This is a genomic window from Saccharopolyspora taberi, from assembly GCF_039534165.1.
Taxonomy (GTDB): domain Bacteria; phylum Actinomycetota; class Actinomycetes; order Mycobacteriales; family Pseudonocardiaceae; genus Saccharopolyspora_D; species Saccharopolyspora_D taberi.
In genome coordinates this window covers 1-25,610 of the sequence record NZ_BAAAUX010000045.1, presented here as the reverse complement: position 1 = coordinate 25,610, position 25,610 = coordinate 1, and the positions used below count along the sequence as shown (strand labels likewise).

Below are 25,610 nucleotides of genomic sequence, written 5' to 3'. Positions count from 1 at the left end.
TCAGCGCCCCTGTTCCTCGTAAGCGTCCGGCTGCCGTTCCGTGCCGAACGGGTCGCGGAGGTTGTCCCAGAAGTCGCGCGGGCGCCGGACGTGGTGGTCGCGGTCCGGGTCGGCGTCCTTCTTCGGCTCCTGGACCAGGTCGTCGGTGCTGGTCCGGTCGGTGACCTCGTCGGGCTGGTCCTCGTGCCGGAACTCGTCCGGGTCGAACTTCTCGTCGGTGACGATCTTCGGTCGCTGCGGCCGGACCTCGTTGAGGTTCTTGCCGGTGCTCAGCACCGTCACCCGGTACAGCGCCTCGCCGACGCGGCCTGCCGCCTCCTGGGCGTCCTCGACGAGCTGGTCGCCGATCTTGACCATGTTCTCCACGGCCTCGCCCTTCGAGGCGCCGCCCATGGTCAGGTTCGTCACCCCGATCCCGCCCGAGGTCAGCGCCGAACCCACCGCCGACCAGGCCGCGACCGACGCCAGCGCGCCGCTCGCCACCGGCACCGCCACCAGCGCCGCGCCGGTGGCGACCACCGAGCCCAGCACCGTCAGCGCCACCTTCTTCTGGAGCTCCTCGGCCTCCTCGAACTGGGCGTAGGTGCCGTTGACCGCCTTGAGGACGTCCTTGCGGAACGCCTTCAGCGCGCGCTCGTAGTGCGCGACCGCCCGGTACATCGCGGCGATGCGGTCCTGGCACGCGCCGATCGCGAGTTCCAGGTCGATCAGGTGCTTCTTGAAGTTGCCCGCCGCGTCGCCCTCCCACTCCTGGAGGTCGACGTCGAGCTTGCGGAGGTTCTCCTGCGCGGAGGTGTCCAGCTCGACCTGCTTCTGCTCCAGGCTCGCCTGGCTGAGCCCGGTGCCCGACCGCACCGATCCCAGCGGGGCCCGGCCGAGGGTTTCGAGCAGCCTGCGGGTCGGCTCCAGGTCGCCGGACAGGAACTCGGTGCTGAACAGCTCGTGCAGCCGCTTGTCGATCCGGTGCCACTCGTTCATCGCCGAGTCCGGGATGTTGTCGAACAAGCCCGTCACCGGGTGGCCGGGGCGGGGCTGCTCCCGGCCGGGGCCCGGGGGCTGGAGACCCACGCCGGGCACGGGCGCGAGGTGCCGGATGCCGTCCTCGGCCCAGACCGTGCGGATGGCCTCCTCGTGCTTTTCCATCTGCCGCGCCCAGGCGGCCTGGTCCGTCGCGCTCATCCCGGCATCCCCTCCGCACCCGACTGGTCGTCCTGGTCGTACCGGTCGGCGATCTCGACCAGCGCCTGCTGCGAGAGCCTGATGTTCTCGGTGTTGTCGGCGAGCACCCGCAGCACGTAGTGGTGGGTGTCGTCCCAGAAACCCGTGATGCCGTTGAACAGCGACCCCTGGCCCCGGAACGCGTCGGTGAAGTTGCCCGCTTCCTGGAGGACGCGCTGGGCCGCCTCCAGGTCCTCGATCAGGTTGCCGAGGTAGGTCTTCGCGCCCTTCCTCAGCTGGTCGGTGTCCGTGGCGAAGCCGCCGTCACCCATCGGTCAGTCCTTTCCCTGAGCGCTCCGCCGCCGACCGGGGCGGCAGAGCTTGCATGAGCAAGGACGTCCGCCGCCCGCCCGCGGTTCCGGACTGGCCGCGTTTCGTTTACCGCGGCGCCATCCGCAGGGCACCGTCCATCCGGATGACCTCGCCGTTGAGGTAGTCGTGCTCGACGATGTCGATCGCGAGCTGGGCGAAGTCCTCCGGCGCCCCCAGCCGCTTCGGGAACGGCACGCTCTCGGCCAGCCCGGCGCGGAACTCGTCGCTGACGGTGGCCAGCATCGGGGTGTCGATGATGCCCGGCGCGATGGTCATGACCCGGATGCCCGAGGACGCCAGGTCGCGCGCGGCGGGCAGGGTCAGGCTGGCCACGCCGCCCTTGGACGCCGCGTAGGCGGCCTGCCCGATCTGGCCGTCGAACGCCGCGACCGACGCGGTGTTGACCACCACGCCGCGCTGGCCGTGCTCGTCGGCCTCGGTCCGGCCGATCGCCTCCGCGGCCAGCCGCAGCACGTTGAAGGTGCCGATCAGGTTGATCTCGACGACCTTGCGGAACAGGTCGAAGTCGTGCGGCCCCTTGCGGCCGACGACCCGCGCCGACGGGCCGATCCCGGCGCAGTTGACCACGATCCGCAGCGGCACCCCGGCGCCCGCGGCCTGGTCGACGGCGGTCTGCACCTGGTCGGCGTCGGTGACGTCGGCACCGACGTAGTTCACCCCGTCGACGACCGGTGCGTTGGTGATCACCTGCGGCAGATCCACCGCGAACACCCGCGCGCCCTTGGACGCCAGCGCTCTGGCCGTGGCAGCGCCCAGTCCGGAGGCTCCGCCGGTGACGATGGCCGCGGTTTCGGTGATCAGCATCAAGGTCTCCTCGCGTTCGCTGCGATCCGCCGGTCGCACTCTAACCAGACGGGGGCCTGGGACCGCACCGTTGGCGAGGAAGCGACGGCGTCAGCGGTCGCGGTCGGCGAGCACCAGCAGCGCCATCAGCGGCAGCGCCGCCAGCAGCGCGAGGCCGATGAACAGCGCCGCGAACCCGAGGAGTTCCATGCCTGCCAGGGTGATCGGGGCAGGGCCCTCCGCGCGTCGGCCGCTGGTGGGGTTCCGCCGTCCGTCCGAGGGATGACTTCGGGTGACGCGACGTGGCGGGGCTCCGGGGTTGCTCGGGGTTTCGGTTTTTGTGGGTGGTTCTGGGGCGCTCGCCGCTTCCAGCCCTGTCCGAAGCGCGTGGGAGCTAGTGCCGGAGCGGTGGGCAGAGCGAGTCGATCTCGTCCATCTCGTCGGCGGTGGGGCGCCAGGTTCCGGCGGAGGCGTTCGCCTGCACCTGCTCCGGGGTGGTCGCGCCGGTGATCACCGAGCCGACCACCTCCTGCGCCGTCAGCCAGCCGACCGCGACCGCGGTCATCGGCACTCCGCGCTGCTCGGCGAAGGCGCGCAGGCGCTCGATCCGCTCCCACGGCGCGTCCGCGAGCACCTGGCCGCGGCCTGCCAGCCTGCTGCCCTCCGGCGGTTCCTGCTCCTGCCGGTACTTGCCGGTGAGCAGCCCGTTGGCCAGCGGGAAGTACGGGATCACGCCCACCCCGAACTTCCGGCAGGACGGGATCACCTCCCGCTCGGCCTCCCGCGCCAGCAGCGAGTAGTGGTTCTGCGCCGAGACCGGGGTGGCCAGCCCGCCCGAGGTCGCCGTCCAGGCCGCGTCGGCGATCTGCCAGCCCGCGAGGTTGCAGTGCCCGACGTAGCGGATCTTGCCCTCGCGGACCAGGTCGTCGAGCACCGACAGGGTCTCGTCCAGCGGCGTCACCGGGTCCGGCCGGTGCAGCTGGTACAGGTCGATCCAGTCGGTGCCCAGCCGCCGCAGGGACGCCTCCACAGCTCGGCGCACGTAGCTGCGGGAACCGCGGGCCGCGTAGTCGGGGCCGTTGTAGCCCTGCATGTCCATGCCGAACTTGGTCGCGATGATCACGCTGTCCCGGCGCCCGGACAGCGCCTGGCCGAGCAGTTCCTCGCTGCGCCCGCGCGGGGAGCCGTACACGTCGGCCACGTCGAAGAAGGTGATGCCGCAGTCGAGCGCGGTGTCGACCACCGCCCGGACCCCCGACAGCGACTCCGTCGCCGTTCCCGGCCTGCCCAGGTTGTTGCACCCGAGCCCGACCGCGCTGACCAACAGACCGGATTCGCCCAGACGTCGCTGTTCCACGGGGCGTGAGCCTAAACGGCAGGACACCGTTACGGCACAAGCGACATACGTGCGGTGAACACTTGCCCAAGTCGGTTCCGCTTTCGCGTGAGTGTGCCACGATTCCTGTGGGACGAGGCTCCAACCTGGGATTTTCGGGAAGCCTGGGATTTTTCGGGAAGGTGGTGGGCCGTGTTCGCCCGTCGGATCGTCGTGGTGGGAACCGGGTACGTCGGCCTGACCACGGGTGCCTGCCTGGCTTCGCTGGGGCACCGCGTGGTGTGCAGCGACGTGGACGCCGCCAAGGTCGAGCAGCTCACCCGCGGCGAGGTGCGGATCCTGGAACCCGGGCTGGCCGAGCTGGTGCAGGAGGGCATCGCGGCCGGTCGGCTGGAGTTCGTGGTCGGCTCGGCCGGCGCGGTCGACGAGGCCGAGGTCGTGTTCCTGTGCGTGCCGACGCCGATGGGCTCCGGCGGCGCGGCGGACCTGGCGGCCGTGGAGTCGGTGACCCGCGAGGTGCGGGAGCGGCTGCCGCACGGGTGCGTGCTGGTCACCAAGTCGACGGTCCCGGTCGGGACGTCGGCCCGGGTCGCCGAGCTGGTGGGCCGCCCGGACGTGCCGGTGGTGAGCAACCCGGAGTTCCTGCGCGAGGGCTCGGCGGTGCACGACTTCCTCAACCCCGACCGCATCGTCGTCGGCTCCGACAGCCAGGACGCTGCGGAGCGGGTCGCCGCGCTGTACGCGCGCCTGGGCGCGCCGACGGTGCTGACCGACGCGGCGAGCGCGGAGATGGTCAAGTACGCGGCGAACTGCTTCCTGGCGACCAAGCTCTCCTACGTCAACGCGATCGCCGAGCTGTGCGAGCGGCTGGGCGCCAACATCTCCGACGTCACCGAGGGCATGGGCTACGACCGGCGGATCGGGCAGTCCTTCCTGCAGCCGGGCCCTGGCTGGGGCGGTTCGTGCCTGCCGAAGGACACCGCCGCGCTGATGCAGGTCGCCGAGGCGGCCGACTTCGACTTCGGGCTGCTGCGCGCGACGATCGACTCCAACGCGCGGCAGCGGGAGCAGATGGTGGCCAAGGTCGCCGACGCCTGCGGCGTGGGCGTCGAGTCGTCGCTGCGCGGCGTGCGGCTCGGGCTGCTGGGGCTGACGTTCAAGGCGGGCACCGACGACCTCCGGGACTCCCCGGCGATGGCGGTCGCCCGGCTGCTGGCCGCCGAGGGCGCCGAGCTGGTCGCCTACGACCCGGGCCTGCGCGGTGACGAACCGGAGCCGACCGAGATCATGACGCTGGTCGACGACCCGTACCTGGCGGCCAAGGGCTCGGCCGGGCTGGTGCTGCTGACCGAGTGGCAGGAGTTCCGGGCGCTGGACTGGTCGCGGCTGGCCGGGCTGCTGGAGGGCCCGGTCGTGATCGACACCCGCAACCACCTCGACCCCGACGTCCTGCGCCGCGCCGGGTTGTCCTGGCGCGGCGTCGGCCGCAGACCGGTCGGGGTCTAGAGCTGCTCGATCGACTCCCGCTGGGAGTCGGTCAGCCGGAGACCGGCCGCGGCCACGTTCTCCTCCAGGTGACCGAGCGACGCGGTCCCCGGGATCGGCAGCACGACCGGCGACCGGGCGAGCAGCCAGGCGAGCAGGACCTGCTGGACGGTCGCGCCGAGGTCGGCGGCGGCGGTCGCGAGCCGCGACGCCGAGTCGGGTGCGACCGGGCGCCACGGCAGGAACGCGATACCGGCGGCCTCGCACGCCTCCAGGACCGGCTCGTGCTCGCGGTCCAGCAGGTTGTAGCGGTTCTGCACGCTCGCGATCTCGGCGGTCCGCCGGGCTTCGGCCAGTTCGGCGGCTGAGACCTCGGACAGCCCGATGTGGCCGATCTTGCCCTCCTGCTGGAGCTCGCGGAGCGCGCCGACCTGCTCGGCGATCGGAACCTCCGGGTCGAGCCGGTGCAGCTGGAGCAGGCCGATGCGCTCGATCCGGAGCCGGCGCAGACCCGCGTCCACCTGGCGGCGCAGGCTCTCGGGTTTCGCGTCGTAGGCGTAGCCGTCCGGCTCGGACCTGACGATGCCGACCTTGGTGGCGATCAGCAGGTCCTCCGGGTACGGGTGCAGGGCCTCGGCGAGCAGTTCCTCGTTCGCGCCCCACCCGTACATGTGGGCGGTGTCGATCAGCGTGACGCCGAGTTCCACCGCCCGCCGGGCCACCGCGACGGCGCGCTCCCGGTCGGGGGCGGGCGCGGCGGGCAGGCGCATGGCGCCGAAGCCGAGGCGGCGCACCGGGAACTCGCCGCCGATGGTGAAGGTGTCGGCCGCGTTGTCGGCGCCCGTAGTGCTGGAAGTCATCGCTCTCCTCGTTGGTCGGCCCGACGATAGCCCGGGGAACCCGCCCGAGCGGGTGGTTCGGCCGGGCTGGCAGGTGAGTGGGACGGCGCGGGGGCTTGCGTTCTCCGACGCTGGTCGCATGGACATCAGCGGGGAAGCACTGGACCGGCTGGCGCGCGAGGGTGACCCGGCGGCCGACCGGCTGATCGCGGACCTGGCCAGGTCCGGGCAGCTCGGCGAGGTCAACCGGCTCCTGCGGGAGTGGCAGCCGTCCGACCGCGAGGCGCCGGAGCAGCGGTCTTCGGGCCGCGGGGTGCCGGGCTGGCAGCCGCCGGCCCGCGGGGCGCGGGCGCGGCGGTCTTCGGATGGGGAGATGCCGGAGTGGCAGCCGTCCGATGGCGGGGTGCGGGAGCGACGGCGGCCGGACGGTGAGGTGCCGGGGTGGCGCCTGCGGGCTCGCGGGGTGCGTGAGCGGTGGTCTTCGGGCTGGGAGGCGCCGGAGTGGCAGCAGTCGCCGGCCCGTGGGGTGCGTGAGCGGTCTTCGGACGGGGACGTGCCGAACCAGCAGCCGCCCGACGGGGAGGTGCCGGAGCGACGGCCGCCCGACCGCGAGGTGCGGGAGTGGCAGTCGCCGGACGCGGACGTGCCGAACCAGCAGCCGCCCGACGCGGACGTGCCGGACTGGCAGCCGCCCGACAGCGACGTATGGGAGCGGCAGTCGTCGAACGGGAACGCGCCGGACCAGCCGCCGAACGGCGAGGTGCCGGATAGAGAGCCACCCGCCCCGGGACTCCCGCCGGACCTGCCCGCGAACCTCCGCGAGTTCGTCCGGACCGCCTGCCGCACGCCGGAGTGGGCCGATCGGGAGCGGCTGGCGCGGGTCCGCGAGTTCTTCGCCGACGACGGCATCCACGTGGGCACCGTGCTCGCGCTCGGTTCGATGGCCACGGCCTACGCCGTTCCGCTGGGCGCGAAGGTGATGGGCGTGGCCCACCGCCTCCGCTACCCCGAGCGCCGCACCGCCGCCTCCGCCCAGCTCGCGTTCGACCTGATGCGGCCCGAACCCTTCGCACCCGGTAGCCGGTTCGCAGTCGGCGCGGTCAAGGTCCGGCTCATCCACGCCGCCGTCCGCCACCACCTGCGCGCCACCGGCAACTGGGACGAGATCCGGCACGGCGCCCCGGCCTCGCAGGAGCAGCTGCTGATCTCGTGGATGGCGATGTCGGTGCAGGTCCTGGACTTCCTGGACCGGCTGCGGATCCGGGTCACCGCGCAGGAGGCGCAGGACTACCTGCACATCTGGCGGGTGGCGGGCGCGTTCCTCGGCATCGGCGAGGAAGCGATGCCGCGGACCGTCGGGGAGGCCCGGCAGCTGTTCGCCACCGCGCTGGCCCGCAGCGCCGGACCCTCGCCGGAGGGCGTCGAGCTCACCCGGCACCTGCTCGACCTCCATGCGGGCGCACTGCCCGGCCGGGCCTTCCACGGCGTCGTGCCCGCGCTGCTGCGCCGCATGGTCGGCAAGGAGGTCGCCGACTGGCTCGCGGTCCCGAGGTCACCGCTGTGGCAGGGCGCGCTGCGCTGCTACGCCGGACTGGTCGGCGCCGTGCGCAGGATCGAGGACCGCCCGCTGGGCCGGGGCCTCAACAACCGCCTCGCCCGGCTCCGCCGCGCGCTGGAGCTGCGCATCCTCACCAGGGGTCGCGGCGTTCCGCTGGAGCTGCCGCCCGAGCTCACCGGTTACGTCGCCGTGCCGAGGCCGCGCGCCGGGCACTCGCCGGAGGGCGTGCCGATCCTGGCGGTGGACGTGCAGGGTATCGCTCGAAGGGGTGAAGGAACCTACAGTGGCTGAGTGTTCACGACCCGCCCGGAACTCGCCGGTACGCACGGAATGGTCGCCTCCACGCACTGGCTCGCGTCCGCTGCGGGAATGGCCGTCCTGGAAGCCGACGGCAACGCCTTCGACGCCGCCGTCGCGACCGGATTCGTCCTCCAGGTGGTCGAACCGCACCTGAACGGACCCGGCGGCGAGGTGCCCGCGCTGTTCACCACCGCCACCGATCCCCGTCCCCGCGCGCTCTGCGGCCAGGGCCCGGCGCCGGCGGGCGCGACGATCCGGCACTACCGCGACGAGCTCGGGCTCGACCTGGTCCCCGGCACCGGCCTGCTCGCCACCACCGTCCCGGGCGCCTGGGACGGCTGGCTGACGCTGCTGCGCGACCACGGCACGAAGTCGCTGCGCGAGGTCCTGTCCTACGCGATCGGCTACGCCCGCAACGGGTTCCCGATCGTCGAGCGGATCAGCAGCACCATCGACCTGGTCCGCGAGATGTTCGTCGAGCACTGGCCGACCTCGGCCGCCCGGTGGCTCGACGGCGGCGCGGCCCCGGCACCGGGCAGCGTGCTGCGCAACCCGGTGCTGGCCGACACCTGGGAACGGCTGCTCGCCGAGGCCGAGGCGGTGACCGGCCGGGAGGCGCAGATCGACGCCGCGCGCCGCGCCTGGTCGCAGGGCTTCGTCGCCGAGGCCATCGACAAGTTCGTCCGCACCCCCTGCCGCGACAACTCCGGCCGCGACCACTCGGGCGTGCTGACCGGCCAGGACATCGCCGACTTCCAGGCCACCTACGAGGAGCCGCTGACCGTCGACCTGCCCGGCGGCTGGACGCTGGCCAAGTTCGGCATCTGGTCCCAGGGCCCGGCCCTGGCCCAGCAGCTGCGCCTGCTCGAAGGCGCCGACCTCGGCTTCACCGGCGGCATCGCCGACGCCGCCACGGTGCACCTGGCGACCGAGGCTGCCAAGCTCGCCTTCGCCGACCGCGAGGCGTTCTACGGCGACTCCGCCGATCCCGGCGTCCTCGCCGACCTGGTCTCCCGCGACTACGCCGCCGCGCGGCGCCAGTTGCTGGGCGACCGCGCCTCACTGGAGCTGCGCCCCGGCTCGCCGGGCGGGCGCAGCCCGCGGCTGCCCGCGCACATCGCGCTGGCGCGCGGCGCGGGTGGTCCGAAGGACCCCAGCGGGGTCGGGCTCGGCGAGCCGACGGTGTCGCCGACCGGCGAGAGCCGGGGCGACACAGTGCACGTGGACGTGGTGGACCGGTGGGGGAACCTGGTGTCGGCGACGCCGTCCGGCGGCTGGCTCCAGTCCTCGCCGACGATCCCGGAGCTCGGGTTCTGCCTGGGCAGCCGGGCGCAGATGTTCTGGCTCGACGAGGGCCTGCCGAACTCGCTGGCCCCGGGCAGGCGGCCCCGGATCACGCTGAGCCCGTCGCTGGCGCTGCGCGGCGGCGACCCGGTGCTGGCCTTCGGCACGCCGGGCGGCGACCAGCAGGACCAGTGGCAGCTGTGCTTCTGGCTCGCCCACGTCCACGGCGGGCTGAACCTCCAGCAGGCGATCGACGCGCCCGCCTGGCACAGCGGCGCGTTCCCCGGGTCCTTCTACCCGCGCACCTGGGAGCCGGGCAGGCTCGTGGTCGAGTCCCGGCTGGGGGAGGACCGCATCGCCGAGCTCCGCCGCCGCGGCCACGACGTGCTCGACGCGGGTCCGTGGGCGCTCGGCCGCCTGTCGGCGGTCGCCCGCGACCCGGAGACCGGCCTGCTGCGCGCCGCCGCCAACGCCCGCGGCGCGCAGGGCTACGCCGCCGGCCGCTGATCACTTCGGGTCATTGCGTATCGGGCGTTCCTCCCTGTTAGGAGTAAATTCAGGGCCAGGGATCTGAGAGCCCCGACACAGACCGTGATAACGGCTGCGTGCGCCGCATCGCATTCCTGGCGACACTGAGTACCTGCCTTCGTCCAGGGGAGGTGGACATGGTTGACGCGGGTGTTCACACGGACCGGGATCTGATCGGTGAGCTGGGACTCTCCTTGCGCGACTACGCCATCTACACGCTCGACCCGGCCGGTGTGGTCACCAGCTGGAACGCCGGCGCGGAGGAGATCCTCGGCGCACCCGCGGCGGACGTGATCGGCGGTCTCGCCGACGTCTACACCGCCGAGCAGGTGGAGGCGGGCCACGCGCAGTGGATCCTCGACCGGGCCAGGGAGCAGGGCACCCACATCGACGAGGGCTGGCGGGTCCGCCGGGACGGGAACCGGTTCTGGGCGCACGTGGTGACCACCGCGCTGTGGTCGTCGACCGGCGAGCTGCGCGGCTACGCGAAGGTCATGCGGGACGACACCGAGATGCACAGCCGCCTGGAGTCCTCCCGCCAGCTGTTCCGCGACCTCTACGGCCTGACCCCGGTCGCGATCTGCCTGTTCGACCGGTTCGGCTACGTGCTGGACTGCAACGACGCGATGTGCGAGCTGCTCGGCCACTCGGCGGCGGACATGCGGGGCAGGCACATCACCACGATGATCTGCGCGGACGATCCCGGGTTCGAGATGCTGGCCGAGGCGTTCCGCAGCGGGAACCCGCCGGACGAGCCCAAGGTGCAGGAATGGTCGCTGACCCGCGCGGACGGGCGGCGGGTGTACTGCGAGGTGCACATCGCCAGCTCGGAGCAGCCGAACGGCGAACCGTTCTGGCTCGCGGTCTACGAGGACGTCACCCACCGGCACCAGGAGGCCGAGGCCCTGCGCTACTGGGCCCGGCACGACGAGCTGACCGGGCTGTGGAACCGCGCGGCCGTTCCGGAGCTGCTCGCCGACGCCCACCCCGAGCGGGCGGCAGTGCTGTACTGCGACATCCGCAACTTCAACCGGATCAACGAGTCGCTGGGTTACGCCGCCGGGGACGACGTGCTGATCGCGATGGCGCGCAGGCTGGAGGCGAACCTGCCGGAGGGCTGGTCGGTGGCCCGCGCGGCGGCCGACGAGTTCGCGGTCATCTGCCCGGACGTCGACGCCGCCGGCGGGCTTCCGGCGGTGGCGACCACGGTGTCCGGGCTGATGCGGGCGACGCTGCCGGTGCGCGGCCAGGTGGTGCAGGTCGCCGCGCTGATCGGGGTGGCGGTGGCGGGCGACTCCGGCGGGCGGGGCGAGGACCTGCTGCGGGTCGCGTCGGCGTCGGCGCTGAAGGCCAAGAAGTACGGGCACACCAGCATCGCGGTGGCCGGGCCGACGCTGATCGGTTCGCTCGACGGCCAGCTGCGGATGGAGACCGAGCTGCGCCGGGCGCTCGACGAGGACCGGCTGGTGCTGCACTACCAGCCCTCGGTGTCGGCCGACGGCACGATCGTGTCCGCCGAGGCGCTGGTGCGCTGGCCGCACCCGGAGCGCGGGCTGCTCACGCCGGTCGACTTCCTGCCGATCGCCGCGCAGAGCGGGATGCTGGCCGACCTCGACGCGTGGGCGCTGCGCACCGCGCTGCGCGAGGCGGCGAGCTGGCCGACGCCGCCGACCGGGCAGCCGGTGTCGGTGTCGGTGAACCTGGCGGAGCTGATGCCCGGGTTCACGGTCTTCACCGACCTGATCGAGCGCGCGGTCGCCGACAGCGGCATCGACTGGAACCGGATCGTGCTGGAGCTGGTCGAGACCGCGATCGTCGACCTGCCGTCCCGGATGCGCGCCGCCATGAGCGCGCTGCGCGACCGGGGTGTGCGGTTCGCGGTGGACGACTTCGGCACCGGCTACTCGTCGCTGACCAGGATCAGGCAGTTCCCGGCGCAGATCATCAAGATCGACCGCACGTTCATCGACGAGATCGCGGGCAGCACCTACGACTACGTGCTGGTCCGCACCGTGACCGAGCTGGCGAGGGCGCTGGGCTGCTCCACCGTCGCCGAAGGCGTGGAGACGGTGGAGCAGTTCGACGTCCTGCGGTCGATCCCGGTCGACGCCTACCAGGGCTGGCTGTTCTCCCGGGCCGTGCCCGGCGGGGAACTCGCCGAGCTGATCAGGAGCGGGCCCCTGAAAACGTTCAAATGAGCGGCAAACCTTTAATTGAACGGGACGGTGGCCGACTTGGCGGCGCTCAAGCCGCCAGAGCCCGCCCGAGCAGCAGCATCCGCAGGGTCCGCGCGGTGGCGGCGGCGATCAGCTCGGGCGCCCGGCTGATCGCGTCGGCGAGGTCGACGGGACCGGTCAGGATCCCGGCGATGGCGTCGATGCCGGTGTCGTAGCTGGTGTCGGCCCCGGCGCCGATCGTGCCCGCGATCGCGACCACCGGCTTGCCGTGCCGCTTGGCCAGCCGCGCGACCTCGGCCGGGATCTTGCCGAGCGCGGTGGACGCGTCGATCGCGCCCTCGCCGGTGATCACCAGGTCCGCCGCCGCGAGCCTGCGCTCCACGTCGGCGGCGTCGAGCAGCACGTCGAACCGCGACCGCAGCGACGCGCCGAGCACCCCGGCCAGTCCCGCGCCGAGCCCGCCGGAGGCGCCGCTGCCGGGCAGCCGCCCGAACCGGGTTCCGCTGTGCCTGCGCAGGACGTCGCCCCAGACCCGCATCGCCGCGGACAGCTCCTCGACCTGCTCGGCGGTCGCGCCCTTCTGCGGCCCGAAGACCCGCGCGACGCTGTCCAGGAGGTTCCGCGGGTTGGTCGCGAGGACCAGGTCGACGCCGCGGATCCGGGCGTCCAGGTCCCGGGTGTCGATCCGGCGGGTGCGGGACAGCGCGGCGCCGCCCTCGGGCAGCTCGTCGCCGGACGCGTCGAGCACCCGCGCGCCCAGCGCCCGCAGCGCCCCGGCCCCGCCGTCGCAGATCCCGGAGTCGCCGCAGCCGATGATGATCTTCTCCGCGCCGGCGTCCAGCGCGGCGGCCACCAGCTCGCCGACGCCCCGGCTGGTCGTGCGGCCGGGGTCGCGCCGGTCGGCCGGGACCAGCGAGAGCCCCGCCGCCGCGGCCAGCTCCACGAACGCCGTGCGCGGTCCGAGCAGCGCGAAGTGGGACCGCACCGGGTCGCCGACCGGCCCGGTCACCTCCACCGGCACCAGCTCGCCGCCGGTGCTGCGGGCGAGCTGCCGGGCCGACCCCTCGCCGCCGTCGATCAGCGGGGCGGTGTCGATCAGCGCGCCGGGCACGACGCGGCGGATGCCGGTGCCGATGGCTTCGGCGACCGCTTCGGCGTCGAGGCACTCCTTGAAACCCGTCGGGGCGACGGCGAAGCGCAGCATGATCAAGTTCCTCCTACTTCAGCGGCAGGCCGAGGACCGGCCAGACCTGGGTGGCGAACAGCAGCACCAGGCCGACGAGCGCCGGACCGAGTGCGGCGGACAGCGTCAGCAGGTCGCGCGGGGTGTAGTGGGCGGAGAACAGCGCGACCGGTTTGGCCGAGGACGGCAGGGTGTGGCAGAACCCGGCCGCGGCGGTGGAGGCGAAGGCCAGCGCGACCGGGTTCATCCCCACCGCCGCGGCGGCCGGGATCACCAGCGGGATCAGCACCGACGAACGAGCCGAGCGCGACTGCACCAGCAGGTGCGCCAGCGCGCTGGCCACGACCACCGACACCAGCAGCGCGGGCCCGCTGCTCCCGTGCAGCACCGCCGCGGCCATCGCGTCGGCGACGCCCGACGAGGTCAGCGCCAGCCCGAGCGCGGTGGTCGCGGCCATGAACAGCAGCATCGACCAGGGGATCTCGGCGACGGCCGTGCCCAGCTTGACCGCGCCGACCTTAGGCGAGGTGACCAGCAGGGCGCCGCCGAGCGCGATCAGCGCGGGCGGCAGCCCGTGCAGCTGCTCGGTGCTCCACAGGACCACGACCGCGAGCAGCAGCGCGGCGGCGCGGATCTCGGTGCGGCGGATGTGCTTCGGGATTCCCATTGCGCGGCGGAGTTCTGCCGCGTCGACGGTCAGCCGCGCCCGCCGGTCCGCGCGCCCGGTGAACAGCAGCAGGACCAGCTCGGCCGCCAGGTGGCTGCTCGCGATCGCCAGCGGCGCACCCCACAGCAGCCACTGCGCGAACCCGATGCCCTCGCCGGTGGTTTCGGCGAGCAGCTGGCTCGTGATCAGGTGGGCGCCGGCGCCGACGAGAGTGGCGACCGCCGACAGCAGCACAACGGTCGGGAACAGCAGCGCGAGCGCGTGCACCAGCCGCCTGCGGTCGGCGAACGCGTCCGCGAGCACGGTGAACACCGGCAGCACGAGCGCGGCCCGGCCGCTGGTGCTCGGCACCAGCAGCGCGGTCAGCAGCAGCCCGGCGGTGACCAGGTGCACCAGGCCGCGGGCGGTCCGGGCGCGACCGATCAGCGCGACCGCGGCCCGCGCCGTGAGGCCGGTGCGGCTGACGCCGGAGGCGAGCACGAACGCGGCCACCAGCAGCCAGATCTGCTCGCCGCCGAGGGTGGCGAACAGGTCGTCCGCGTCGAGGGCGCCGAACAGGACCAGCGCGGTCGCGGCGACCAGCGCGATGTGGGTGTCGTCGAAGCGGTTGCTGACCCAGCCGACCACGGCCGCGGCGAACACCACGACGACCGCGGTCTCGCGCAGCCCGCCCGGCGGCGGGCCCATCAGCAGCGCGGCCCCGCCGAGCAGACCGAGTGCGGCGAGCGTGATCCCCAGCGCCCAGCCGCGCTCACCGCGCTCGACGCCGACGGCCCGCTGCGGGCGCAGCGGCGTCGCGTACTCGGTTCGGACCGGCATGGGACCAACGATGTGTCCCAGGGCTGAGGTGTTCGTGAATCTTCGGTGAGGGCGCGTTCATGAACTGATCACCTGGGACAACTTGTACACAGCCTGTGGATAACTCTGTGCACAACTCGCGACCTGGGGAAATCACAGTTCATCTGCAGGTTGTGCACAGCTGTGGAGCGAGTTGTCCACAGCTGTGCACAACTTCGGCTCAGCGGCGCAGGCTGACGAGCACCAGCCCGGCGCCGATCAGCGCCATCCCCAGCCAGCCCGCGAACCCGAGCCGCTCACCGACCACGAGCAGGCTCAGCAGCGCGGCCACGACCGGTTCGAGCAGGCTCAGCGTCGTGGCCGCCCGGACCGGTGTGTGCCGCAGCCCGGAGCCGAACAGGACGTAGGCCAGGCCCATCGGAACCACCGCCAGGTACAGCGTGACGACCACGCCGGTCGGGGTGCTCAGCAGCGGGCCGCCGGTCCACGCCAGGACCGGGAGCAGCGCCAGGGCGGCCACGCCGAACAGCGCGCCCATCACGGCCCGGGAACCGTGGCCGCGCCGCAGGATCCGAGCCGCCACCCAGGAGTACGCGGCGTACGAGAGGCCGGCCAGCAACCCGAGCAGGATCCCGGGGAACGAACCCTCCACCCGCTCGCCGTCGGCGCAGAGCAGCCCGCCGCCGACGATCGTGACGGCCGCGGCCGAAGCCCACCGCCCGTCGAGCCGGACCCCGTCGGCGACCCGCTCGATCAGCGCGGCGAAAACGGGTGCGGACCCGAGCGTGACGACGGTGCCGACGGCAACGCCGGCCCAGGCCATCGCGGTGTAGAAGGCGAGCGGGTAGACGGCGATCGACAGCGCGCCGAGCAGCAGCAGACCGGGCCGCGCCGAGCGGAGCACGCCGAGCGCGGAGCGCCCGGCGAGCAGCGCCAGCAGCAGCCCGCCGATCCCCATGGTCGCCGCGCCGATGGACAGCGGGCTCGCACCGGGAGGCGCGAAGGTCGCCGCGGTCCCGGTGGTGCCCCACAGCGCGGCGGCGACCAGGACGGGCAGGGGCCCGGAGGTGAAGGTGTGGACAGGTGAAGCGATGACGTCGTCGGACACGTGAACTCTTCCGTTCGCCGGAGCAGGGACTGCCGCGAACGGGCGCGTGCTGAAGTGCGAGGCCGCCGAGCGACCTGCCGAAGGGACCTACCCGCGCCCGTCAGGCAGCGGGCGGCGGAGTGACGCGACGCCAGTAGGAGTTCACGGCTTCACCATAACGGGGGAGGCCGCCGTCGCCCGGCGGGGGCGGGCGGGGTGTCGTTGGGCGGCGGGGTCGCCGGCGGTTCGGGCGGCGGAGTGGGCGGCCGAGCGGGCGGCGGAGTGGCCTGGTGGCGGGGCAGAAGCTCGGCTCCCAGGTGTCGAGGCCGAACGGTGACGGCTGGTCGGTGGTGCGGGGCTCGTGGTCGGCGGTGCGGGGCTCGTGCCGAACCGATGCCGGGACGGAACGCCCCTGCCGCCGCGTGCCCGACGGCGGCCGAAAGCGCCGACGCCGCCCCCTCGCGCTCGCCGCTGCGCCCCCGACGACCCCGCCGCTGCGCCGCCCCGCCCTGCGCCGACCCAGCTCCCCGCCCCCCCGCCGCTCAAACGCCGAGCCGGTACCCCATGCCCCGAACGGTCTGAATCCGCTCGGCCCCGATCTTCCGCCGCAGCGCGCGCACGTAAACGTCCACGACGTTCGACCCGGGATCGAAGTCGTACCCCCAGACGTGGGAGAGGATCTGCTCCCGCGACAGCACCTGACCCGAGTGCCGCAGGAACAGCTCCAGCATCGAGAACTCCCGTGCCGTGAGGTCCACCGTCGCCTGCGGCACCTGCGCGCGCCGCGTCCGCAGGTCGAGCGACAGGTCCCCGTCGCGCAGCACCGTGACCTCCGGCGTGCGGTCCGCGGGCCGCAGCCGCAGCCGGACCCGGGCGAGCAGCTCCTCGAACCGGAACGGCTTGGTCATGTAGTCGTCCGCGCCGCCTTCGAGACCGGCGACCGTGTCGTGCACCGAGTCCCGGGCCGTCAGGATGATCACCGGGACCGTGCGGTGCTGGGCCCGCGCCGCGCGCAGCACCGAGAACCCGTCGCGGCCCGGCAGTCCCAGGTCGAGCACCACGAGGTCGAAGTCGCCCGTGATCAGGTAGTCCAGGGCCGCTTCGCCGTCGCCGACGACGGTGGTGCTGAACCCGTTGGCGCGCAGGCCCTTCTCGATGAAGGCCGCGATCCGGGATTCGTCCTCGGCGATCAGGATCTTGCTCATGGGTGCTGCTCCTCAACGGTCTCGGTGACGGGCAGTTCCAACTCGAAGGTCGCGCCGCGGCCCGGCTCGGAGCGCACCAGCACCCGGCCGTGGTGCGCGTCGGCGATGGCCTTGACGATCGCCAGCCCCAGGCCCGCGCCGCCGCGCCCGGGACCGCTGCCGTGCGCGAACCGCTCGAAGATCTGCTCGACCTCCGCCGGGTCGACCCCCGGCCCGCGGTCGGCGACCCACAGCCGCACGTGCTCGCGGTCCAGCCGCGAACCGATCCGGATCTCCGACCCCGGCTCGGTGTGCTGCACCGCGTTCTGCGCGAGCTGCACCATCGCCTGGGTCACCCGCTGCTCGTCGAGCGGCACCTCGCCCTCGCCGATGCCGTCCAGCAGCCACCTGCGGTCCGCGATCGAGCGGACCTTGGCCTCGATGTCGCTGGTCAGCTCCGCCAGCGACACCGGGGCCCGGGAGACGAAGTCCGGCCGCTCGGACTTGGCCAGGATCAGCAGGTCCTCCACGATCCGGGTCATCCGGTCCAGCTCGTCGGTGCACAGCCGGACCACCTCCTCCCGTTCGGCCGGGTCGTCGCCGAGCAGTTCGAGGTTTCCGCGCACGATCGTGATCGGCGTCCGCAGCTCGTGGCTCGCGTCGTCGACGAACTGCCGCTGGGTGCGGAAGGCGTCCTCCAGCCGGTCGAGCATCGCGTTGAACTGATCGGCCAGCGCCGCGATGTCGTCGCGGCCCTCGACCGGGATGCGGCGGGTCAGGTCGTGCTCGCTGATCTCGGCCGCGGCCTGCCGGACGGTGCGCACCGGCGCGAGGATCTGGGCCGCCACCACCCACGACGCGATCGCCGCGAACAGCACGCCCAACGCGCTGACCAGCAGCAGCATCCGCACGGTCTGGTCGGCGTCGGCGGTGGCCTCCGCCGGGTAGTGCTCGGTGACGAACCAGCCGTCGATGCCGTCGTTGACCGCGCGCACCTTGACCCAGCGCATCTCGCCCGCTGCCGTCTGGACCGTGCCGAAGTGCTCCGGCGAGTCGACGATCTGCGCGAGCAGCACCGGATCCGCGGCCAGCGCCTTGAACCGGTCCGGCGCCTGCGTCACTGGCTCCAGCCCGGCCGGGGTGCGCCACACGCCCACCAGCGCCTCGGCCGCGTCCGGGTACTGGGTCTCCAGGTAGGAGCGGAACAGCGTGCGCGGATCGGTCAGCAGCTGCCGGGTGACCGGATGCCGCCCGGTCTCGGCGAACGCGGTGAACTCCCGCGCCTCCTGCTCCATCGCGGCGGTGACCTGGTTGCGGACGTCGTTGTGCAGGAACTGCCGCACCAGCAGCACCACGGCCAGCAGCACCACCACCAGCACGAGCAGCATCCAGCCCATGATCTGCGCGCGAGCCGGGATCCGGGTGCCCTGCCTGCGCACCGTGCCCTGCCTTTGAACCGGCTCAGTCATCGAGGTCGTCTTCGTCGTCGTCATCGTCCGGCTTCGGCGGCGGGAGCTGGGCGGGCGGGTGCTCGGGGGGCGGCGGCGCGGGCGCGACCGTCGGGTCCGGGCCCGGTGAGCTGCCTATCTCCACCCGCGCGGGCACGTCCGGCGTCCGCGGGCCGTCGGTGACGGCGAAGCTGACCAGAACGGCCGCGATCGGCAGCGCGAGCGCCGCGATCAGCAGGACCGTGCGGGGAACCGACCTCATGCCCACCACTGTTACCTCCCGACCGGGCGAACTCCGATGAAGGCGGGATGAGAGCTTTTTCATGAAGGCCGTTCCCGGCCGGTCCGATCCGGGACCGCGCGCCGATCGCGACGCGCTAGCCTGCCAGCAGAATTCACGCGGGCGAGGGACGAGATGGACGACAACACCGACCGGCGGCTCATCGACTGGACCGGGGAACGCTGCGTTCCGTGGGCCGACGACGTCCAGGTGATCTACGAGCACTACCACCGCTACGCGCTCGCGGCCCGGTTCGTGCGGGGCAAGCGGGTGCTCGACCTCGCGTGCGGCGAGGGCTACGGCGCCGCGCTGCTGGCGGCCGCGGGCGCCGAGGTCGTCGGTGTCGACATCGACGAGGCCACCGTCGAGCACGCCAACCGGACCTACGGTGGCCGCGACGTCACCTTCCGCGCCGGATCGATCACGGATCCCGAGCTGCTGGCCGACGAGAAGCCCTTCGACGTGGTCGTCTGCTTCGAGGCCATCGAGCACGTCGCCGAGCACGACGCCGTGCTGGCCCTGGTCCGCGCCCGCATGGTGCGCGGCGGGCTGCTGCTGGTCAGCACCCCGGACACGGCCGTCTACCAGCACGAGCACGGCAACGACAACCCGTTCCACGTCAAGGAGCTCACCGCGGGCGAGTTCGAGTCCCTGCTGGAGGGCGCCTTCCGGCACGTCGCGATGCTCCGGCAGAACGTGGCGGTCGGCTCGGTGCTGTCGGCGGCCGACCCCGGCGACCCGGACGCGGCGATCGAGGGCGTCCGGTTGCAGACGCTGCGCAGGCAGGGGCCGGGCTGGACGGTCGAGCAGGGCCTGCCGCACACCTACCTCGTCGGCTTCGCCTCGGACAAGCCGCTTCCCAAGCTGCCCGCCGCCGCGGTGCTGCTCGACGCCGACCTCACGCTCGCGCGCGGCGCCGGTGACGCGGTCGTCGAGCAGCGCGACTCGGCGGTCGCCGACGTCGCCAAGCTCAACGAGCTCTACCAGCGCAGCCGCGCCGAAGCCGAGGAGCTGAAGGCGGCCATCGCACGCCTGGAGTCGCTGCGGCAGGCCGAGGAGCAGCGCGCCGAGACCGCGGAGCGGGAACGCGCGGCGGCCGATGCCGAGCTGGCGGAGGCCGGGCGGAGCGCGGAGCGGGACGCGGCGCGGATCGAGTGGTTGCGGGGCAGCGTCGCGCACCTGGAGGGGCGGGCCGCGGACGCCGAGCAGCGCTCGGCGGAGCTGAGCGCGGAGAACGCCGAGCTGGCGGCGCAGAACTCCGCGCTGGTGCAGCGCGCGGTGTCGAAGTACCGGCAGGTCGTGGAGCGGGTGGCACCGCGCGGCACCGCGCGCCGGGACGTCTACGAGATCGCGCTGGGCCGCAAGCCCGGCGTGCGGACCGAGGTCGAGGCGGTGGAGACCGGTCCGCTGCCGGTTCCGCACAGCGACCGGCCGGTGGTCAGCGTGATCGTGCCGGTGCACGGGAAGTGGCCCTACACCCGGCAGTGCCTGCGGTTCCTGGGCGGGCACCTGGTGTCGGTGCCGTTCGAGGTGATCGTGGTCGACGACGCCTCCCCGGACGACAGCGCCGAGAAGCTCGCCGCCTGCGAGGGAGTGCGGCTGGTCCGCGCCGAGCGCAACCTCGGCTTCATCGGCGCCTGCAACCTCGGCGCCGAGCACGCCCGCGGCGAGCACCTGTTCTTCCTGAACAACGACGCCGAGGTCACCGAGTCCTGGCTGGACGTCCTGATGGAGACCATGACCTCCGACGAGCGGATCGGCCTGGTCGGCGCGAAGCTCGTCTACCCGGACGGCAGGCTCCAGGAGTGCGGCGGCATCGTCTGGTCCGACGGCAACGGCTGGAACTACGGCCGCGGCGGCGACCCGAACGGCGCGGAGTTCGGCAACGTTCGCGACGTCGACTACTGCTCCGGCGCGGCGATCCTGGTGCGCGCCGAGGTGTTCCGCCAGGTCGGCGGCTTCGACACCCGGTTCGCCCCGGCCTACTACGAGGACACCGACCTCGCGTTCGCGGTCCGGGCGGCCGGTTACCGGACCGTCGTGCAGCCCAAGGCCGTGGTCGTGCACCACGAGGGCGTGTCCAACGGCACGGACCTCAACAGCGGCGTGAAGCGCCACCAGGAGCTAAACCGCGAGGCGTTCGTCGAGAAGTGGGCGGACACGCTGGCCGCCGAGCACCTGCCGGAAGCCTCGCCGCGCAACCTGTGGCTGGCGCGCCAGCGCGGCAGCGCGGGTCACCGCGGCCCGATCGTGCTGGTCAAGGACCACCAGGTCCCGCGCCCGGACTTCGACTCCGGCTCGGTGCGGATCCGCCGCATCCTCCGGCAGCTGGTGGAGCTGGGCTGCCGGGTGGTGTTCTTCCCCGGCAACCACGCCCGGCTGGAGCCCTACACCACCGACCTCCAGCAGCTCGGCGTCACCGTGCTGCCCGCGCCGGAGCTCCAGCAGGCGTTCCTGGCCGAGGCCGGGTCGGAGATCTCGCTCGCGCTGCTGTCCCGCCCGCAGGTCGCGTGGAGCCTGCTGGAGGAGCTGCGCACCTGCGCGCCGCAGGCGGTCGTCGCTTACGACACGGTTGACGTGCACTTCCTGCGGCTGGAGCGGCAGGCTGCGCTCGCCGAGGCAGAAGGCGACACCGCGGGGGCGGAAGCGCTGCGCCGCAAGGCGTTCGCGTCGCGGCAGATGGAGCTGGGCCTGACCCGCAGCTGCGACGTCACGTTCGTCGTGTCGGAGGCCGAACAGCGGCTGCTGGCCGAGCTGGTGCCGGAGGCCGACGTGCGGGTGCTGTCGAACGTGCACGAGGTCGACCGGCGCCCGGCGCGGCCGGAAGGGCGGCGCGACGTGCTGTTCGTCGGCAGCTTCGACCACCCGCCGAACGGCGACGCGGCACGCTGGGCGGCCGAGGAGATCATGCCGCTGGTGCGGGAGAAGTGCCCGGACGCGGTGCTGCACGTCGTCGGCAGCAACCCCACCGAGGACGTGCTTTCGCTTGCGGGCAAGGGCGTCGAGGTGCACGGCTGGGTCGCCGACCTGGCGCCGATGTACCAGCGCAGCCGCGTGACGCTGGCTCCGCTGCGGTTCGGCGCCGGCGTCAAGGGCAAGGTCGGCGAGAGCCTGGGCAGCGGCGTTCCCGTCGTGGGGACCTCGGTCGCGACCGAGGGCATGCACCTGGCCGACGACCGGGACGTCCTGGTCGCCGACGACGCCCGCGGCCTCGCCGACGCCGTGGTCCGGCTGCTCACCGACGACCAGACCTGGCGGCGGCTGTCGGACGCGGGCAAGGCCGCGGTCGACGCCCAGTTCGGCCCCGCGGTCTCCCTCGCCGCGCTGCGCGCGCTGCTCGCCGCCACCGCCTGACCGAAGCAGAACGGGCGGGATGCTTCGCCGCATCCCGCCCGTTCTTCGCGTCAGAGAGCCTGTTTTTGATCTTCGAAGCGGCGTCAGCCGCTTGGCCCACGCACGCAACCGGCACCGCCGCGGGTTCTCAGGCGTTCGCTGGCGAGGACAGCTTTTTCCGTCGTATTGGCATACGTCGGAAAAAGTTACCGCAGCCAGCGGGCGCCTGAGGTTCCGCTGCTCGCACCGCTACGCAAGACGAGTTCAAAGACAAGTTCTGAGGTTCCGCTACCTGCACCGCTGAGCAAGACGAGATCAAAGACAGGTACTCAGATCACTTCCGCACGGTCGGCGGGCTCTGCTGCAACTGCTGGTCGAGCGTGGACTTGAACAGCTCGCGGGCGGCGGGCTTGTCGTTCCCCGCGCTGACGTCGACGATCACGACCCAGTTGTGCACCACGTAGGCGGTCCGGAAGGTGCCGCCGGTGTTGACCACGTCCACACCCTGGAAGGACAGGTCGTCCACACTGGACAGACCTTGCTGCGCGCCCAGGTACTTCTCGACCACGCCGGAGGCGCTGTTCTGGTCGGGCATCCGCAGCGCCAGCAGCGTCGTCTTCGGCGTGGTGCCCTCGGCGCTGCCGGTGAACCAGCCGTCCACGAAGCCGTTCTGCAGCGCGAAGTCGCGCACCGCCTGCGGCTGGAGCAGGCCGCTCTTGCCGCCGCCGAGCGAGGCCGGGTCCAGCGGGCCGTTCCACGGGTTCGGCGCGCCGGGCAGGGCGACCAGCACCTCCTGCGAGCTCGCCGGGGGCGCCTTCGCCGCGGGCGGTTCCGGCAGGGAGCTGGTGGGCGGGGTCTGCGGCTGCGCCGTCGGCGGGTTCTGCGGGGACGGCTGCTCCCCGCCCTGGGACGTGAAGTAGAAGACGCCCGCGACGATCACGCCGACCAGCAGCACCGCGCCGATCGACACGCCGGCGATCATCTTGCCCTTGCCGGACTTGCCCGCGCTGTCGAAGACCTCCGGGCCCTGCCGCATCCAGCTGGTGTCGCCGTGCTCGGTGGCGGGCACGTCACCGTCGCCCCACGGCGTGCTCGGCGGCTCCGGGTTGTTCCAGCCCTGCTGCTGCGGCCACTGGGCCTGCTGCTGTTGCTGACCGGGCCAGGGCTGCTGCGGCGGCGTCTGGTTGAGGTTGACGACCTGGGTGCTCTCGTTGTCGCTCTGCTGCGCGGGCTGCTGCTGCAACAGCGGGTTCTGCACGACCTGCGTCGCGTCGTTCGACCCGGGCTGCTGCGGTTGCTGCTGCGCGGCGGTGCCCCAGTTGAACGCGGGCGGGAACGGGCTGCCCTGCTGCTGCGGAGCTTCCTGCTGGGGGAACCCGCCGGAGTCCTGCGCGGGGAACCCGCCGGACGAGGGGCCCGACTCCTGCTGCTGCGGGAATCCGCCCGAGGGCGGCCCCGTCTCGGGCTGCTGCGCGGGGAATCCGCCGGAGGACGGTCCGGACTCGGGCTGCTGCGCGGGGAACCCGCCGGACGACGGTCCGGACTCGGCCTCCGCCTTGGCCCGACCGAGCGCGGCGTCCCGGCGGTTGCGGTACTCCTCGGCGGAGATGCGTCCTGCCGCGAGTTCGGCGTCGAGATGTTGCAGCTCGTCTTGCCAGGTCACCGATGCGCCCTTTCCGGATTGGCGACCGCACCCCAAATGGCGATCGACCGCCATTTTGCACCCAGGCCCCGCGGCCGGGTGCACCGGCCGGATAACGATCCGGCAGGTGGAACGCCCTGCGGCCGGTGACCGGTGCTCCGGACGGATGGCCGGGCTCGGGGACAGGGGTGAACTGCCTCCATAGATCGTCCGGGGCGGGCTACGCTACGCAGCGTTCCAGGGATGGCGGGGGAAGTTCGCGTGATGGGGTGATCTGGGTGGGTGAGGCGCGAGTCGTCCACGCCCGCCCGGAGCTGTTCGCCCCGCCCAACCACGGCTTCGCCTGGCTGCGCATGATCGGTGCGCTGGTGGTCATCTACGGCCACAGCTCACCGCTGGTCGGTACCGGCGAGCTGTTCCCGCCGGAGTGGCCGATCCAGCCCGACGAGGGCGTGCTCATGGGCTTCTTCGCCCTGAGCGGCTTCCAGATCACCGAGAGCTGGATCCGCGACCCGCACCCGGCGAGGTTCGCGGCCAAGCGGGTCCTGCGGCTGTGGCCGCCGATGCTCACGGTGTCGCTGGGGATGGCGCTGATCATCGGGCCGATGGTGACCAAGCTCCCGGTCGGCGAGTACTTCGGTGCGAACGGCACCTGGGGGTACGTCGTCAACAACGCGGGCCTGCTGACCCTCAAGCACGAGCTGCCGGGGGTGTTCCTGGACAACCCGTGGCCGGACGCGGTCAACGGCTCGCTGTGGACGCTGCCGATGGAGCTGCTGGCCTACGGCGGGCTGTACGTCCTGCTGCTGCTCGGCGCGGGCCGGGACCGGTTCCGCTGGCTGGCGGTGGTCGCGCTGGTGCTGCTGATCGCCTGGGACCGGCACCTGGAGAACCTGCCCGGCGCGGAGTCGGCGGGTTCGCTGCTGAGCGTGCCGATCGAGTCGCTGGTGGCGTTCCTGGTCGCGTTCGCGGCGGGCGTGGTGCTCAACCTGTACCGGATCCCGCTGTCGCCGACCGCGGCGATCGCCGGGCTGGCGGTCCTGGCGCTGATGCCGAACAACCAGGTCGGCTCGTTCTGGATGTGCTTCGCGGTCAGCTACGCGGTGATCGTCACCGGTCATTTCTGGCCGTCCCGCCTGGAGGTCCCGGGGGTCTGGGTCAACGGCAGCTACGGCGTGTACGTCTGGGGCTTCCCGATCCAGCAGCTGCTCGCGATGGCGGGGATCGCGAACCAGTACCTGATGCTGCTGTGCGCGGCACCGCTGGCGTACGTGATGGGAACGCTGTCCTGGCGCTACGTCGAGGAACCGACCATGCGCCTGCGGCACTACATCACCCCGCCGGAGCGCAAGCCTGCCAAGTCCCGGGAGGAACCCGAGGCGGACGCGGACGGTGGCGATCCCGGCGATCTTGCTGACCTCGACGGCCCCGCTGACCCCGGCGATCTCGGCGATCTCGGCGAGGAGCCCGAGCCGACCCGGCGGGCCGCCGTCCCGTCGCCGCCGCGCGGTCCGCGCCCCGCGGCTCCGCCGCTGGACCGGGTTTCGGCGCTGGATCCGGCGTCCCGCCGCTCGGCCCAGCGCGATCCCGCCGATGCCGCGCTGGACTCGGCTCCGCCGGACCCGGCGTCCCGCCGTCCGGCCGCGCCGGACCCGCTGGATGCACCGACTCGCCGGCCCGCCGCGATGGACCCGTCTCCGGTCGACCCGCCGACCCGCCGTCCGTCGGCGTCAGGCCCGGCCGCGCTGGACTCGGCGTCCCGTCGCCCGGCCGCGCCGGACCCGTCTCCGCTGGACCCGGATTCCCGTCGCTCGGCCGCGCTGGATCCGGCCGCGCTGGACCCGGCCTTGCTGGACTCTGCGTCCCGCCGCCCGGTCGCGCCGGACCCAGCTCCGCTGGACCCGCCGACCCGCCGAGCCGCCGCGATGGACCCGGCTTCGCCACCGGACTCTGGCCGCTCCGCCGTGCCGGACCCGGCTCCGGTCGATCCGCCGACCCGCCACCCGGCCGCGCTGGACTCGGTGTCCCGTCGCCCGGCCGCACCCGACCCGGCCGCGCCGGACTCTGCGTCCCGTCGCCCGGCCGCACCCGACCCGGCTCCGCTCGACCCGGCGTCCCGCCGCTCCGCCGCACCCGACCCGGCTCCG

At 73.1% G+C, this 25,610-nt stretch carries 18 protein-coding genes; 6 read left to right on the top strand and 12 right to left on the bottom strand.

What is annotated here, in order from left to right:
• The 4 genes from ABD691_RS32985 to ABD691_RS32970 form a co-directional block, all read right to left on the bottom strand.
• Positions 1-1,179 carry a hypothetical protein gene (locus ABD691_RS32985; protein WP_344686294.1) on the bottom strand — a complete coding sequence of 393 codons (1,179 nt, stop codon included), beginning with the start codon at positions 1,177-1,179 and terminating at the stop codon, positions 1-3.
• Positions 1,176-1,490 carry a hypothetical protein gene (locus ABD691_RS32980; RefSeq protein ID WP_344686293.1) on the bottom strand — a complete coding sequence of 105 codons (315 nt, stop codon included), beginning with the start codon at positions 1,488-1,490 and terminating at the stop codon, positions 1,176-1,178. The genes ABD691_RS32985 and ABD691_RS32980 overlap by 4 nt, the downstream gene beginning before the upstream one ends.
• Positions 1,491-1,596: 106 nt before the next feature.
• Positions 1,597-2,355 carry an SDR family NAD(P)-dependent oxidoreductase gene (locus tag ABD691_RS32975; RefSeq protein WP_344686292.1) on the bottom strand — a complete coding sequence of 253 codons (759 nt, stop codon included), beginning with the start codon at positions 2,353-2,355 and terminating at the stop codon, positions 1,597-1,599.
• Between the two features lie 373 nt (positions 2,356-2,728).
• Entirely contained in the window at positions 2,729-3,691 is a 963-nt protein-coding gene (locus ABD691_RS32970) for an aldo/keto reductase (protein ID WP_344686291.1), read from the bottom strand.
• Positions 3,692-3,862: 171 nt separating this feature from the next.
• On the opposite strand from ABD691_RS32970, the gene ABD691_RS32965 reads away from it, so the two are divergent.
• Complete coding sequence (locus ABD691_RS32965; protein WP_344686290.1) at positions 3,863-5,176, top strand: UDP-glucose dehydrogenase family protein; 1,314 nt, start codon at positions 3,863-3,865, stop codon at positions 5,174-5,176.
• Here ABD691_RS32965 and ABD691_RS32960 read toward each other — a convergent pair.
• Complete coding sequence (locus ABD691_RS32960) at positions 5,173-6,015, bottom strand: aldo/keto reductase (protein WP_344686289.1); 843 nt, start codon at positions 6,013-6,015, stop codon at positions 5,173-5,175. The genes ABD691_RS32965 and ABD691_RS32960 overlap by 4 nt on opposite strands.
• Positions 6,016-6,133: 118 nt before the next feature.
• Between ABD691_RS32960 and ABD691_RS32955 the strand changes: the two genes are divergently transcribed.
• From ABD691_RS32955 to ABD691_RS32945, 3 genes are all read left to right on the top strand, one after another.
• Positions 6,134-7,843: an oxygenase MpaB family protein gene (locus ABD691_RS32955; protein ID WP_344686288.1), complete on the top strand. Its 1,710-nt coding sequence runs from the start codon at positions 6,134-6,136 to the stop codon at positions 7,841-7,843.
• On the top strand, positions 7,844-9,643 hold the full coding sequence (locus ABD691_RS32950; RefSeq protein WP_344686287.1) for a gamma-glutamyltransferase family protein: 1,800 nt from the start codon (positions 7,844-7,846) through the stop codon (positions 9,641-9,643). It begins immediately after the preceding gene.
• 158 nt (positions 9,644-9,801) lie between these two features.
• Entirely contained in the window at positions 9,802-11,862 is a 2,061-nt protein-coding gene (locus ABD691_RS32945) for a putative bifunctional diguanylate cyclase/phosphodiesterase (protein ID WP_344686286.1), read from the top strand.
• A 46-nt stretch (positions 11,863-11,908) separates the two neighbouring features.
• On the opposite strand, the gene ABD691_RS32940 is transcribed toward ABD691_RS32945, so the two are convergent.
• From ABD691_RS32940 to ABD691_RS32915, 6 genes are all read right to left on the bottom strand, one after another.
• Entirely contained in the window at positions 11,909-13,045 is a 1,137-nt protein-coding gene (locus ABD691_RS32940) for a glycerate kinase family protein (protein WP_344686285.1), read from the bottom strand.
• Positions 13,046-13,058: 13 nt separating this feature from the next.
• The gene (locus tag ABD691_RS32935) at positions 13,059-14,510 is read right to left on the bottom strand and encodes an SLC13 family permease (protein ID WP_344686284.1); all 1,452 of its coding nucleotides are present in this window, start codon (positions 14,508-14,510) and stop codon (positions 13,059-13,061) included.
• Positions 14,511-14,709: 199 nt separating this feature from the next.
• Positions 14,710-15,597 (bottom strand): DMT family transporter, encoded by an 888-nt coding sequence (locus ABD691_RS32930; RefSeq protein ID WP_344686283.1) that lies wholly within the window; start codon positions 15,595-15,597, stop codon positions 14,710-14,712.
• 521 nt (positions 15,598-16,118) lie between these two features.
• Positions 16,119-16,781, bottom strand: a complete 663-nt coding sequence (locus tag ABD691_RS32925) for a response regulator transcription factor (protein WP_344686282.1) — start codon at positions 16,779-16,781, stop codon at positions 16,119-16,121.
• Positions 16,778-18,229, bottom strand: coding sequence for a sensor histidine kinase (locus tag ABD691_RS32920; protein WP_344686281.1), 1,452 nt, complete (start codon positions 18,227-18,229; stop codon positions 16,778-16,780). Before ABD691_RS32920 ends, ABD691_RS32925 begins: the two co-directional genes overlap by 4 nt.
• Positions 18,222-18,470, bottom strand: a complete 249-nt coding sequence (locus ABD691_RS32915; RefSeq protein WP_344686280.1) for a hypothetical protein — start codon at positions 18,468-18,470, stop codon at positions 18,222-18,224. Before ABD691_RS32915 ends, ABD691_RS32920 begins: the two co-directional genes overlap by 8 nt.
• 153 nt (positions 18,471-18,623) lie before the next feature.
• Between ABD691_RS32915 and ABD691_RS32910 the strand changes: the two genes are divergently transcribed.
• The gene (locus tag ABD691_RS32910) at positions 18,624-21,842 is read left to right on the top strand and encodes a glycosyltransferase (RefSeq protein ID WP_344686279.1); all 3,219 of its coding nucleotides are present in this window, start codon (positions 18,624-18,626) and stop codon (positions 21,840-21,842) included.
• Positions 21,843-22,155: 313 nt separating this feature from the next.
• Here the strand turns inward: ABD691_RS32910 and ABD691_RS32905 are convergent, their stop codons facing one another.
• Positions 22,156-23,484 carry a hypothetical protein gene (locus ABD691_RS32905; RefSeq protein WP_344686278.1) on the bottom strand — a complete coding sequence of 443 codons (1,329 nt, stop codon included), beginning with the start codon at positions 23,482-23,484 and terminating at the stop codon, positions 22,156-22,158.
• A 257-nt stretch (positions 23,485-23,741) separates the two neighbouring features.
• On the opposite strand from ABD691_RS32905, the gene ABD691_RS32900 reads away from it, so the two are divergent.
• On the top strand, positions 23,742-25,610 hold a 1,869-nt coding region (locus ABD691_RS32900; RefSeq protein ID WP_344686277.1), incomplete at its 3' end, for an acyltransferase family protein.